Below are 13139 nucleotides of genomic sequence, written 5' to 3' on the forward strand. Positions count from 1 at the left end.
ACGCACCCATGACTGCAAGCAACCTGTTGCAAGGGCGCCGCGTGCTCATCACCGGCGGCGCCGGCGGCCTGGGCCTGGCCTTCGCCGAAGCGGCGGCCCGCGCCGGGGCTCGCGTGGCAATCGCCGACCTGCGCGCCGACGCGGTCCAGGCAGCCGCTGCCAACCTGCGCGAGCAGGGGCTGCCGGTCGACGGCCTGGCCCTCGATCTGCGCGAACCGCACTCCATCGCCGCCTGCGTGGAAGCCGCCGTGGAACGCCTCGGCGGCCTCGACGGCCTGGTCAACAACGCCGCGGTGACCAACTCCGGCGGCAAGCCCGGCGAGGCGCTGGACATCGCCACCTGGGACCTGGTCATGCAGGTCAACGTGCGCGGCGCCTGGCTGATGACCAACGCCTGCCTGCCGGCGCTGCGCGCAAGCGGCCGCGGCGCCATCGTCAACCTGGCCTCCGACACCCCGCTGTGGGGCGCGCCCAACCTGCTCGCCTACACCGCCAGCAAGGGCGCGCTGATCGCCATGACACGCACCCTGGCGCGCGAGCTGGGCGCCGACGGCATCACCGTCAACGCCATCGCCCCCGGCCTGGTGGAGGTCGAGGCCACCGCCTACGTCCCCGCCGAGCGCCACGAACTGTACCGCCGCCAGCGCGCCATCCAGCGCGCGCAGCTGCCCGGGGACGTGAGCGGCGCCGTGCTGTTCGCCCTGTCCGACCTGTCCCGCTTCGTCACCGGCCAGACCCTGCCGGTCAACGGCGGGTTCGTCATGCTCTGAGGAGAAAACCGATGACCGATCTCAACCTGCAACAACAACCCAAGAGCTGGGAACGTCCGGCCGGCGCCAGCTTCGAGCAGTGGTGCAACTCGCGCATCGCGCGCTATTCCACCCGCCAGTACGACTGGAACGCGCTGAAGTTCCAGGCCGACTACGACCCCAAGTACCGCCGCGCGCAGATGCGCTACATCGGCACCGGCGGCACCGGGGTGAACGCCGACAACAACACCATCCCCTCCGAGCACTTCACCTTCTCCACCATGGTCATCCCGGCCGGGCATGAAGGCCCGCCGCACCTGCACGTCGATGTGGAGGAGGTGTTCTTCGTCCTGCGCGGCAAGCTCAAGGTGATCCTGGAGAAGGACGGCGAGCGCTTCGAGACCATCCTCGGCGACCGCGACGTGATCTCGGTGCCGCCGGGCGTGTACCGCGAGGAAATCAACATCGGCGACGAGGACGCGCTGATGTGCGTGATGCTCGGGGCGAAGAAGCCGATCACCCCGACCTACCCGCCAGAGCACCCGCTGGCCAGCATCAAGCGCTGAGGGCCGGACGATGACGGCGATGAGCACGGCGGCCGCCTGGCAGGCCGACCTGGAATGCGACTTCCCGCAGCGCCTGGCGCGCCACGGCGAGGTCGTCAGCGCCTGGCGCGAGGCCGGCGCGGCCGACGCCCCGGCGCTGGTGCTGCTGCACGGCATCGGCTCAGGCTCAGCCTCCTGGCTGCCGCTGGCGCAGTGCCTGAAGGCGCACGCGCGGCTCATCGCCTGGGACGCCCCCGGCTACGGCGAATCCACGCCGCTGCCCGAAGCTGCGCCGCGGGCGGAAGCCTACATGCAGCGCCTGCGCGAGCTGCTGGACGCGCTGGACGTGCAGCGCTGCGTGCTGCTGGGGCATTCCCTGGGCGCGCTGACCGCCCTAGCCCTGGCCAACGCCGAGCCGCGGCGCGTCGCCCGCCTGCTGCTGCTGAGCCCGGCGCGCGGCTACGGCGCGCGCCCGGCCGAAGGCGAGGCGGTGCGCAGCCGGCGCCTGGCCGCTCTGGCCAGCGAGGGCATCGCCGGCCTCGCCGAACGCCGCGCCCCGGCCATGCTCGGCGCCAGCCCCAGCGCCGAGGCGCTGGCCTGGGTGCGCTGGAACATGGCGCGGCTCAAGCCCCACGGCTACCGCCAGGCGGTGGAGCTGCTGTGCGGCGACGACCTGCTGCGCCTGGGCCGCCCGCCGGTGCCCGTCGAGGTGCTGTGCGGCAGCGAGGACGGCATCACTCTGCCGGCCGCCTGCCGCGAAGTCGCCGCGGCGCTGGCGGCGCCCTTCCAGCTCGTCCCCGGCGCCGGCCACGCCAGCCCCATCGAATGCCCCGAAGCCCTGGCCGGACACCTCGTCCGCTTCCTCGACAAGGACTGAAACCATGAGTACCGACACCCTCACCGAAAACCAGGAACGCTACATGGTTCCGGGGCTGGAACGCGGCCTGACACTGCTGGGCGAGTTCACCCGCCACGACCGCACCCTCACCGCCCCGGAACTGGCGCGCCGCCTGCAACTGCCGCGCACCACCATCTTCCGCCTGCTGGCCACCCTGGAGGCCCTGGGCTTCGTCACCCGCAGCGGCAACGAATACCGCCTGGGCATGGCGGTGCTGCGCCTGGGCTTCGAATACCTGGCCTCGCTGGAACTCACCGAGCTGGGCCAGCCGATCCTGCGCCGCCTGTGCGACGCCATCGGCTACTCCTGCAACCTGGTGGTGCGCGACGGGCGCAACATCGTCTACGTGGCGAAGATCTCGCCGCCGTCGATCCTCACCAGCGCGGTCAACGTCGGCACCCGCCTGCCGGCCCACGCCACCGTGCTCGGGCGCATCCTCCTGGAAGACCTGGACCTCGCCGCGCTGCGCGAGCTGTACCCGGAGAAGCAGCTGGAGCGCTTCTCCGAGGGCACCCCGCGCAACACCGAGGAGCTTTTCGACCTGGTGCAGAACGACCGCCTGCGCGGCTATGCGCTGAGCGAAGGCTTCTTCGAGGCGAGCATCTCCACCGTCGCCGCGCCGGTGCGCGACCACACCGGGCGCGTCTGCGCCGCCATGGGCGTGACCATCCCCGCCACGCGCATCGCCGAGCACCTGCTGGAGCCGCTGGTGCGCCAGGTGCGCAACAGCGCCGAAGAACTCTCCGGCCTGCTCGGGCACATGCCCAACCCCAACGTCCTGTCGCTGCAGAGGGTGCATTCATGAGCCTGTGCGACCTGCGCGGCCGCGTCGCCGTGGTCACCGGCGGCAGCTCCGGCATCGGCCTGGCCACCGTCGAACTGCTGCTGGAAGCCGGCGCCGCCGTGGCCTTCTGCGGCCGCGACGGCGGGCGCCTGGCGCAAGCCGAGGCCGAACTGCGCCAGCGCTTCCCCGACGCGCGCCTGCTGGCCGCCCCCTGCGACGTGCTCGACGCCGGCCAGGTGCGCGACTTCGCCGCGCGGTGCCAACAGCAACTGGGCGCCGCCAGCATGCTGGTGTGCAACGCCGGCCAGGGCCGCGTCTCCACCTTCGCACAGACCAGCGACGAAGCCTGGCGCGACGAGCTGGAGCTGAAGTTCTTCTCGGTGATCCACCCGGTGCGCGTCTTCCTGGCGCAGCTGGAAGGCCAGGCGGACGCCGCCATCGTCTGCACCAACTCGCTGCTCGCCAGCCAGCCGGAGCCGCACATGGTCTGCACCTCGGCGGCCCGCGCCGGGCTGAAGAACCTGGTGCGCTCGCTGGCCGTCGAGTTCGCCCCGAAGGGCATCCGCGTCAACGGCATCCTCATCGGCCTGGTGGAGTCCGGCCAGTGGCGCCGGCGCTTCGAGGCCCGCGAAGAACGCGAGCTGGACTGGGCGCAATGGACCGCGCAACTGGCACGCAGCAAACAGATTCCCCTGGGGCGCCTGGGCCTGCCGCGCGAAGCCGCCAACGCCCTGCTGTTCCTCGTTTCACCGCTGTCGGCCTACACCACCGGCAGCCACATCGATGTATCCGGAGGCTTGTCCCGCCATGCGTAACGAAAACTCGGTCACCGTGGGCGCCGCCATCGCCGCCTTCCTCGAACAGTGCGGGGTCAAGGCCGCCTTCGGGGTGATTTCCATCCACAACATGCCGATCCTCGATGCCTTCGCCGTGCGCGGCAACATCCGCTTCGTCATGGCCCGCGGCGAAGCCGGCGCCACCAACATGGCCGACGCCTACGCCCGCGCCAACGGCAGCCTGGGCGTGTGCCTGACCTCCACCGGCACCGCCGCCGGCAACGCCGCCGGGGCCCTGGTCGAGGCGCTCACCGCCGGCACCCCGCTGCTGCACCTGACCGGGCAGATCGAGACGCCCTACCTGGACCAGGACCTGGCCTACATCCACGAGGCCCGCGACCAGTTGGCGATGCTCAAGGCGGTGTCCAAGGCGGCCTTCCGCGTGCGCAGCGCCGAGACCGCGCTGAGCACCCTCAAGCTCGCTGTGCAAACCGCCCTGAGCGCACCGGCCGGCCCGGTCAGCGTGGAAATCCCGATCGACATCCAGTCCGCCTGCATCCCCATGCCCGAAGACCTGGCGCCGCTGCCGGTGCCGATCGCAGCGCCCACCGCCGAGGCCCTGGACCGCGTCGCCGAGCGCCTGGCCAGCGCGCGCCGGCCGATGCTCTGGCTCGGCGGCGGCGCCCGCCACGCCGGCCGCGAAGTGAAGCGCCTGATGGACCTGGGCGTGGGCATCATCACCTCCACCCAGGGCCGCGGCGTGGTCAACGAGGACGACCCGCGCTGCCTCGGCGCCTTCTCCCAGAACAAGCGGGTGGAAGCCTTCCTGCAAGGCTGCGACGCCCTGCTGGTGGCCGGCTCGCGGCTGCGCAGCAACGAGACCTTCAAGTACGCCCTGAAGCTGCCGCCGGTGACCTACCGCATCGACGCCAACCCGGCCATCGAGGGCCGCTGCTACAACAGCGAGCTGTTCATCTGCGGCGACTCGGCGCTGGCCCTGGCCGGCCTGGCCGAGCGCCTGGAAGGCCGGCTGAACGTCGAGCCTGGCTTCGCCGAGGAACTGCGCCAGGTGCGCGAGCAGTCGCGCGCGCAACTGCTGGAAGAACTCGGCCCCTACGCCTCGATGGTCGAGCAACTGCAGGGCATGACCGGCCGCGACTTCACCTGGGTGCGCGACGTGACCCTGTCCAACAGCATCTGGGGCAACCGCCTGATCCACCTGTTCCACCCCCAGGCCGGCATCCACGCCCTCGGCGGCGGCATCGGCCAGGGCCTGTGCATGGGCATAGGCGCGGCCATCGCGGCGGCGGAGAACGCCCCGCAGCGCAAGGTCTTCGCGCTGTGCGGCGACGGCGGCTTCATCCTCAACCTGGGCGAGATCGCCACCCTGGTGCAGGAGAAGGCCAAGGTGGTGATCCTGCTGATGAACGACCAGCGCTACGGCGTGATCCGCAACATCCAGGACGCCGTGTACGGCGGCCGCCACTGCTACGTCGACCTGCACACCCCGGACTACGCGCGCCTGGCCGAGTCGGTGGGGCTGCGCCACGCGCTGGTCAAGGACCTGGCGGACTTCGCCGGCGTGCTGGAAAGCGCCTACGCCGCCGACGGCCCCTTCCTGCTGGAAGTGGACATGTGCGCGGTGGGCAACTTCGCCAAGCAGTTCGCCGGCCCGCCGAACATGGAAACCCGCCACCAGAAGGCCACGGCCTGAGGACCCCGCCATGCTGCACATCGCCATGATCGGCTGCGGCGCCATCGGCCTCAGCGTGCTGGAAATGCTCAAGGACGACCGCGACCTGGCGCTCGACCAGGTGGTGGTCCCGGCCGGCCACCTCGACCAGGCGCGCCAGCGCCTGGCCGGCATCGCCGCGCAGGCCCGCGTCGTCGAGGCCCTGGACTACGCCCGGCGCCCCGACCTGCTGGTGGAATGCGCCGGCCACGCGGCCCTGGCCGAGCACGTGATCCCGGCCCTGGAACGCGGCATCCCGTGCCTGCTGGTGTCCATCGGCGCGCTCTCCGAGGACGGCCTGGCCGCGCGCCTGGAAGAAGCCGCGCGGCGCGGCGGCACCCAGGTCGAACTGCTCTCCGGGGCCATCGGCGGCATCGACGCGCTGGCCGCGGCCAAGGTCGCCGGGCTGGACTCGGTGGTCTACAGCGGGCGCAAGCCGAGCCGCGCCTGGAAGGGCACGCCGGCCGACGAGCGCTTCGACCTCGACGGCCTCACCGAGCCCACGGTGATCTTCGAGGGCAGCGCCCGCGAGGCCTCCTCGCGCTACCCGAAGAACGCCAACGTCGCCGCCACCCTGTCGCTGGCCGGCCTGGGCCTGGACGCCACCCGCGTGCGCCTGATCGCCGACCCCACCAGCGAGGAGAACGTGCACCACTACCAGGCCCGCGGCGCCTTCGGCGAATTCGAGATGACCCTGCGCGGCAAGCCGCTGGCGGCCAACCCCAAGACCTCGATGCTGACCGTGCTCAGCATCGTCCGCGCGCTGGGCAACCACGCCCACGCCGTCTCCATCTGAGGACAGCGCCATGCTCGATCTCGACGCAATCCAACCCATCTGCATCGCCGGCCAGTGGCGCCTGGGCGGCGGCGACCTGTACGCCAGCCACTACCCGGCCGACGGCTCGCCCATCGCCCGCCTGCACGCCGCCGGCCTGGCCGACGTGGAAGAAGCCATCCAGGGCGCCCAGCGCGCCTTCCTCGCCAGCGGCTGGGCGCAGCGCAAGTCCCACGAGCGCGCCGCGGTGCTGTACCGCGTGGCGCAGTTGATCCGCGAGCACGCCGAGGAACTGGCGCAACTGCAGCGCCTGGACAACGGCAAGCCGATCCGCGAGACCCGCGCCCTGGTGGCTAGCGCCGCCGGCACCTTCCAGTTCTTCGCCGCGGCCTGCGAAACCCTGGAGGAAAGCATCAGCCCCTCGCGCGGCGACTTCCTCAGCATGAGCGTGTACGAGCCCATGGGCGTGGTCGCCGCCATCACCCCGTGGAACTCGCCGATCGCCTCCGAGGCGCAGAAGCTGGCGCCGGCCCTGGCCGCCGGCAACGCGGTGGTGATCAAGCCGGCGGAGATCACCCCGCTGGCGGCCCTGGCCCTGGCGCGCCTGTGCATCCAGGCCGGGGTGCCGGCCGGGTTGATCAGCGTGCTGCCGGGCAAGGGCTCGCTGATCGGCGACGCCATCACCCGCCACCCGCTGGTCAAGCGCGTGTCCTTCACCGGCGGCACCAGCACCGGCAAGCACATCGCGCGCATCGCCGCGGACAAGATGATGCCGGTGTCCATGGAGCTGGGCGGCAAGTCGCCGACCATCGTCCTGGAAGACGCCGACCTCGACCACGCCGTGGCCGGGGTGCTCTACGGCATCTTCAGCAGCTCGGGGGAATCCTGCATCGCCGGCTCGCGGCTGTTCGTCGCCCGGCCGCTGTACGAACGCTTCCTGCAACGCCTGGTCGAAGGCGCCGAGCGCCTGCGCATCGGCGACCCGGCCGACGAGGCCACGCAGATGGGCCCGCTGATCAGCGAGCGCCACCGCGAGAGCGTCGAGCGCTACGTCGACCTCGGTCTGTCCGAGGGCGGGCGCCTGCTCGCCGGCGGCCGCCGCCCGCAAGGGCAACAGTACGAGCGCGGCTGGTTCTACACCCCGACCATCATCGACGGCCTGGGCAACGATACGCGCCTGTGCCAGGAGGAGGTGTTCGGCCCGGTGCTGGCGGCCCTGCCCTTCGACGACGAGCGCCAGCTGATCGAGCAGGCCAACCACAGCGTCTACGCCCTCGCCGCCGGCATCTGGACCCGCGACTTCCAGCGCGCCTGGCGCCTGGGCCGCGCCGTGCAGGCCGGCACCGTGTGGATCAACACCTACAAGCAATTCTCCATCGCCACCCCCTTCGGTGGCTGGAACGACAGTGGCCTGGGGCGCGAGAAGGGGCGCCTGGGCATCCTCCAGTACATGGAGCAGAAAGCCCTGTACTGGGGCCTCAACCAGCAGCCCATCGCCTGGGCCGGAGCGACAGCATGAGCGTACTTGGCATCGACGAGATCACCTACGGCGTGGAAGACCTGCCGCGCTGCCGGCGCTTCTTCGAGGACTGGGGCCTGAGCCTGGTCGACGAGCGAGCCGACCAGGTGGTCTTCGAAACCCTCAACGGCTGCCGCGTGGTGGTCGCCGCCCTGGACAAGCCCGGTCTGCCGCCGGCCATCGAGCCCGGCTCGACGGTGCGCGAGGTGGTCTGGGGCGTGGCCAGCGCCGACGACCTGGCGCTCTACGCCAGCCGCATCGCCACGGCGCCGGGCTTCGTCGAGGGCGGCGGGCGCATCGGCTGCACCGACCCCAACGGCCTGGCGATCCGCCTGCAGGTCACCCGCAAGCGCGAGCTGGTGCTGGAGGAATGCGGCGCGCACAACACCTGGAACAGCAAGGCGCGGATCAACAAGCCCAGCCCGGTCTACGAGCGCGCCACCCCGGTGGAAGTCGGCCACGTGGTGTTCTTCGTCAAGGACGTCGACGCCTGCGAAGCCTTCTACCGCGAAGCCTTCGGCTTCCAGACCTCGGACCGCTACCCCGGCCGCGGCGCCTTCCTGCGCACCGCCGAGGAAGGCGGCCACCACGACCTGTTCATGCTCCAACTGCCGGCGCCGCGCGCCGGGCTGAACCACGTCGCCTTCACCGTGCGCGACATCAACGAGGTGTTCGGCGGCGGCATGCACATCGCCCGCTGCGGCTGGGACACCGAGATCGGCCCCGGGCGCCACCCGGTGTCCTCGGCCTTCTTCTGGTACTTCAAGAACCCCGCCGGCGCCCTGGTGGAGTACTACGCCGACGAGGACCAACTGACCGGCGACTGGCAGCCGCGCAGCTTCGAACCAGGCCCCACGGTGTTCGCCGAGTGGGCCATCGCCGGTGGCCTGGACGGCGTCACCCGGCGGCAGAAAGGCGCCGAGGGCCCGCAAGGCAAATTCCTGACCGAAAAGAACAAGAGCTGAGGAGAAAGCCCATGTCCAAGCTGAAGATCGGCGTGCTCGGCGCCGGCATCGGCGGCCTGTGCGCCGCCATCGCCCTGCTGCGCGCCGGCCACGAGGTCGTAGTGTACGAACAGGCCAAGGCGTTCCTGCGCGTCGGCGCCGACATCAACCTGACGCCCAACGCGGTCAAGGCCATCGACGGCCTGGGCGTCGGCGAGGCGGTGCGCGCCAGCGCGGCGCGGCCCACCCACCGCATCAGCCGCACCTGGGACAGCGGCGAGGAAACCTCGCGCCTGGAGATGGCTGATGCCGCCGAGCGCAAGTACGGCGCGCCGCAGCTGACCATCCACCGCGCCGACCTGCTGACCACCCTGGCCGAAGCCTTCCCCCTGGAGCGCGTGCGCTTCGCCCGGCGCGCCCAGGCCGTGCGCCAGGAGGCCGACGGCGTGCACATCGAATTCGCCGACGGCAGCCAGGACCGCGTCGACGTGCTGATCGGCGCCGACGGCATCCATTCGGTGGTGCGCGCCGCGCTGTTCGGCGAGGAGCACCCGCGCTTCACCGGGGTGGTCGCCTACCGCGCCGTGGTGCCGGCGGTGAAGGTCGCCCAGGTGCCGCACATCCAGGCCTTCACCAAATGGTGGGGGCCGAACCCGCAGAGCCAGATCGTCACCTTCCCGCTCAACCGCGGCCGCGACATCTTCATCTTCGCCACCACCGCCCAGAACAGCTGGCACCTGGAAAGCTGGACCACCCAGGGCAGCGTCGAGGAACTGCGCGAAAGCTACGCCCACTACCACCCACACGCCCGCGCCCTGCTGGAAGCCTGCGACGAAGTGCTCAAGACCGCCCTCTACGAACGCGACCCGCTGCCCTACTGGACCCGCGACAGCCTGGCGCTGCTCGGCGACGCCTGCCACCCGATGATGCCGTTCATGGCCCAGGGCGCCGGCCAGGCCATCGAGGACGCCGTGGTGCTCGGCCGCATGCTCGCCGGCGTGGGCGACCTGGCGCAGGTCCCGGCGGCGCTCGCGGCCTATCAGGACGCGCGCCTGGAACGCGCCAGCCAGATCCAGATCGGCTCGCGCGGCAACCAGTGGCTCAAGGCCGGCGGCAACGCCGACTGGGTGTACGGCTACGACGCCTGGGCCATCCCCGTCGACCACGCGGCCTGAGGAACGAGCATGAGCGAAACCCTGCTGTTGACCGTGCTGCTGCGCCACGACCAGTCGAAGAACCTGGAGGACATCCAGGCCCACATGAAAAAGATGGACTGGTGGGAACGCTTCCCCGGCGAAGGCGTGGAGATCGTCTCCTGGACCGTGGCCATGGGCCTGGGCCAGATCGTCACCCTGCGCCTGCCGCCGGCGCTGCTGCCGCGCGTCAACGTCGAACTGGAGCGCTCCGCCTGGGGCGTGTTCCGCAGCGAATGCTACCCGACCTACGACTTCGTCCCGGTGCGCGAAAACATCCGCGAACGGGTCCGCAATGGAGGCCAATGAAATGACCGAGCCCTACAACGAAACGCACCAGTCGCGCAGCCGCCCGAGTACGCCCTTCGAAGACCTGCTGGGCGACTCCATCGAGCGCGCCTACGCCGCCGGCAAACACGACCTGCCGAGCCTACTGGAACACCTGAACCTGGCCGGCCCGCCCTGCCCGCTGACCAGCGGCGAGTGGACCGAAGACGCCTACAAGACCCTGATGGCCCGCCTGGGCGAATAACGGGCGAGGAACGAGAAAATGACCGCGCAACTGACCGTCGATCCTGTCGAGAAGATCCTGGCCAATGGCCTGAAGAACCTCTGGTTCCCCGTCCTCCCCTCGCACCTGCTGAGCGACAAGCCGCTGTCCATCCGCCGCCTGGGCTACAAGATCGCCCTCTGGCGCGACAACGATGGCAGCGTCCACGCCCTCGAGGACCACTGCCCGCACCGCGGCGCGCCGCTGTCCCTCGGCCCGGTGCTGGGCGACCGCCTGCAGTGCCCCTACCACGGCGTGGAAGTGCGCTGCGACGGCACCGTCACCAAGGTCCCCGGCAGCCCTGGCTGCAAGCTCGAAGGCAGCCGCCCGACGCGCATGTTCCACGTCCGCGAGGCGGCCGGCGCGATCTTCCTCTACAACGCCGCCGACCCGCACCTGGAAAGCCCGCCGGAGCTGGTGCTGCCCGAGCAGCTGACCTCGCCCGAGTGGAGCAGCTTCATCTGCTACACCGAGTGGCGCGGCGACTACCGCTACGTCATCGACAACGTCATGGACCCGATGCACGGTACTTACTTGCACAAGATGTCCCACTCCATGAGCGAAGGCGCGGCCAGCGCCAAGTTCGTCACCCGCGACACCGAGCAGGGCTTCTTCTTCGAGAAGGAAGGCCAGCGCGGGGTGAACTTCGACTGGACCGAGTTCGTCGACAACGGCTGCCACTGGCTGCGCCTGGAAATCCCCTACCCGAAGACCGGCGGCCCGGGCGGCAACTTCACCATCGTCGGCAGCTACACGCCCAGCAGCCCGCAGCTGTGCGCGGTGTTCCACTGGCGCTGCCGGCCGCTCACCGGCTGGCAGCGCGACACCTGGCGCTTCCTCTACAAGAACCGCCTGGAAGCGCGCCACTGGGCGGTGCTGGAGCAGGACCGGGTGCTGCTGGAACATATGGAGCCGGACGCCAACCAGCGCGAGAACCTCTACCAGCACGACCTGGGCGTGGTGCGCATCCGCCGCTACCTGAAGAGCAAGGCCAAGGAGCAGCTGGAACTGATCGAGGCCACGCAGCTATGAACGCAGTCGTCCGGGTACGGGCCGAGGCGCTGGCGGAAGCGCCCGGCGCCAGCTGGTCCAACGCCCTGCGCATCGGCAACGAAGTGGTGATGTCCGGGATGACCGGGCATCCCGCCACCCGCGAGGCCGCCGAGCGCGGCGCGCCGCTGGGCGTCTACGAGCAGACGCTGCTGGTGCTGGGCAAGTGCCGGGCGCTGGTCGAGGCCGCCGGCGGCCACGTCGGCAATCTCTACCGGCTGACCGTCTACGTCACCGACATCGCCGCCAAGGACGAAGTCGGCCGCGCCCGCCGCGACTTCTTCGCCGGCCAGGCCAGCTACCCCACCTCCACCCTGGTGGCAGTGAGCGGCCTGGTGTTCCCCGAACTGCGCGTCGAGATCGAGGCCAGCGCGCGCCTGGACGTCGACCTGCGCACCGCCGAGGTACAGCCATGAGCAACGCAACCATCCCGGCGCTGGTGCACACCCTGCGCCACGAGGCCGAAGGCATCATGAGCGTGGAACTGCGCCCCTGGGGCGACACCCGGTTCCCGCCGTTCGAGGCCGGTTCGCACATCGACCTGCACCTGCCCAATGGCCTGGTGCGCAGCTACTCGCTGCTCAACTCGCCGAGCGACCAGGGGCGCTACGTGGTCGGCATCCTCCGTGACCGCAACAGCCGCGGCGGCTCGCGCTGGGTGCACGACAACCTGCGCGTCGGCACCCAGCTGCAGATCTCCGCGCCGCGCAACAACTTCGCCCTGGACGCCAGCGCCAGTCACAGCGTGCTGGTGGCCGGCGGCATCGGCATCACGCCGATCTACTGCATGTTCCGCCAGTTGCTCGCCCTCGGCCGCTCCGCCGAGCTGATCTACTGCGCGCGCTCGCGCCGCGAGGCCGCGCTGCTGGAAGAATTGCGCGGCCTGGACGCCCGGGTGCAACTGCACTTCGACGACGAGAAAGGCGTGCCGCCGGACCTCGCCGCCTACCTGGCCGGTCGCTCCGCCGACGCGCACTTCTACTGCTGTGGCCCGACGCCGATGCTCGACGCCTTCGAACGCACCTGCGAAGCCCTGGGCTACCCCAACGCGCACATCGAGCGCTTCGCCGCCGTCGAGCAGGCCGCCGCGGAAGACGCCCTGGACAGCTACGAGGTGGAGCTGCGCAAGAGCGGCAGGCACCTGCGCATGGAAGCCGGCATGGTGCTGCTGGACGTGCTGCTGGAACAGGGCTGCGACCTCGACTACAGCTGCCGCGAGGGCGTCTGCGGCTCCTGCGAGGTCAAGGTGCTGGAAGGCGAGGTGGACCACCGCGACGGCGTGCTGACCAAGGCCGAGCGCGCGGCCAACCAGTCGATGATGGTCTGCGTCTCCGGTTGCCGCAGCCGGCGCCTGGTGCTCGACCTGTAGCCTCTCCTCGCCTTGCGCAGAACGGCAGCCCCTGGGCTGCCGTTTGCGTTTTTGCCGGCGTTTCCCAACGCACCGGATTCGCCCCTCGCGCCCCACGCCTGGGCATCCGCGTAACACCGATCCGGGGGCGTTTCACGGGTGGTTCAAATGCTCGCGTTTCACCCATAACACATTGATATGAATAGGAAATATATCGAAAAACAGCCTCCTCTCCATGGCATGGAAACTGCTCTTCTCCTCGGGCAGGAAATTGAA

15 protein-coding genes are annotated in these 13139 nt (G+C 70.5%); all 15 read left to right on the forward strand.

What is annotated here, in order from left to right; all coding sequences use genetic code 11:
• The first annotated feature begins 8 nt into the window (after nt 1-8).
• The 15 genes from RN02_RS16220 to RN02_RS16290 are packed head-to-tail and all read left to right on the forward strand — an operon-like array spanning nt 9 to nt 12884.
• Nucleotides 9-770: an SDR family oxidoreductase gene (locus tag RN02_RS16220; protein WP_043315314.1), complete on the forward strand. Its 762-nt coding sequence runs from the start codon at nt 9-11 to the stop codon at nt 768-770.
• 11 nt (nt 771-781) lie between these two features.
• The gene (locus RN02_RS16225) at nt 782-1315 is read left to right on the forward strand and encodes a cupin domain-containing protein (protein WP_043315315.1); all 534 of its coding nucleotides are present in this window, start codon (nt 782-784) and stop codon (nt 1313-1315) included.
• Nucleotides 1316-1334: 19 nt separating this feature from the next.
• Nucleotides 1335-2171, forward strand: coding sequence for an alpha/beta fold hydrolase (locus tag RN02_RS16230; RefSeq protein ID WP_043315316.1), 837 nt, complete (start codon nt 1335-1337; stop codon nt 2169-2171).
• A 4-nt stretch (nt 2172-2175) separates the two neighbouring features.
• Nucleotides 2176-2997 carry an IclR family transcriptional regulator gene (locus RN02_RS16235; protein ID WP_043315318.1) on the forward strand — a complete coding sequence of 274 codons (822 nt, stop codon included), beginning with the start codon at nt 2176-2178 and terminating at the stop codon, nt 2995-2997.
• Nucleotides 2994-3791 (forward strand): SDR family oxidoreductase, encoded by a 798-nt coding sequence (locus RN02_RS16240; protein WP_043315319.1) that lies wholly within the window; start codon nt 2994-2996, stop codon nt 3789-3791. The genes RN02_RS16235 and RN02_RS16240 overlap by 4 nt, the downstream gene beginning before the upstream one ends.
• Nucleotides 3784-5466, forward strand: a complete 1683-nt coding sequence (locus tag RN02_RS16245; RefSeq protein WP_043315321.1) for a thiamine pyrophosphate-binding protein — start codon at nt 3784-3786, stop codon at nt 5464-5466. Before RN02_RS16240 ends, RN02_RS16245 begins: the two co-directional genes overlap by 8 nt.
• A gap of 10 nt (nt 5467-5476) precedes the next feature.
• Nucleotides 5477-6280: an aspartate dehydrogenase gene (locus RN02_RS16250; RefSeq protein WP_043315322.1), complete on the forward strand. Its 804-nt coding sequence runs from the start codon at nt 5477-5479 to the stop codon at nt 6278-6280.
• 10 nt (nt 6281-6290) lie between these two features.
• Complete coding sequence (locus RN02_RS16255; protein ID WP_043315323.1) at nt 6291-7778, forward strand: aldehyde dehydrogenase; 1488 nt, start codon at nt 6291-6293, stop codon at nt 7776-7778.
• Entirely contained in the window at nt 7775-8743 is a 969-nt protein-coding gene (locus tag RN02_RS16260; protein WP_043315324.1) for a VOC family protein, read from the forward strand. The genes RN02_RS16255 and RN02_RS16260 overlap by 4 nt, the downstream gene beginning before the upstream one ends.
• A gap of 11 nt (nt 8744-8754) precedes the next feature.
• On the forward strand, nt 8755-9897 hold the full coding sequence (locus tag RN02_RS16265; RefSeq protein WP_043315326.1) for an FAD-dependent monooxygenase: 1143 nt from the start codon (nt 8755-8757) through the stop codon (nt 9895-9897).
• A gap of 9 nt (nt 9898-9906) precedes the next feature.
• Nucleotides 9907-10224, forward strand: a complete 318-nt coding sequence (locus RN02_RS16270) for a hypothetical protein (protein ID WP_043315328.1) — start codon at nt 9907-9909, stop codon at nt 10222-10224.
• 1 nt (nt 10225) lies between these two features.
• Complete coding sequence (locus RN02_RS16275) at nt 10226-10447, forward strand: recombinase-like helix-turn-helix domain-containing protein (RefSeq protein WP_043315329.1); 222 nt, start codon at nt 10226-10228, stop codon at nt 10445-10447.
• Between the two features lie 18 nt (nt 10448-10465).
• Nucleotides 10466-11497 (forward strand): aromatic ring-hydroxylating oxygenase subunit alpha, encoded by a 1032-nt coding sequence (locus RN02_RS16280; protein WP_043315330.1) that lies wholly within the window; start codon nt 10466-10468, stop codon nt 11495-11497.
• A complete protein-coding gene (locus RN02_RS16285; RefSeq protein WP_043315332.1) occupies nt 11494-11931 on the forward strand; it encodes a RidA family protein in 438 nt (145 codons plus the stop codon). Before RN02_RS16280 ends, RN02_RS16285 begins: the two co-directional genes overlap by 4 nt.
• The gene (locus RN02_RS16290) at nt 11928-12884 is read left to right on the forward strand and encodes a PDR/VanB family oxidoreductase (RefSeq protein ID WP_043315333.1); all 957 of its coding nucleotides are present in this window, start codon (nt 11928-11930) and stop codon (nt 12882-12884) included. The genes RN02_RS16285 and RN02_RS16290 overlap by 4 nt, the downstream gene beginning before the upstream one ends.
• Nucleotides 12885-13139: the final 255 nt, after the last annotated feature.

This window comes from Pseudomonas sp. PI1, assembly GCF_000812405.1.
GTDB lineage: Bacteria > Pseudomonadota > Gammaproteobacteria > Pseudomonadales > Pseudomonadaceae > Pseudomonas > Pseudomonas citronellolis.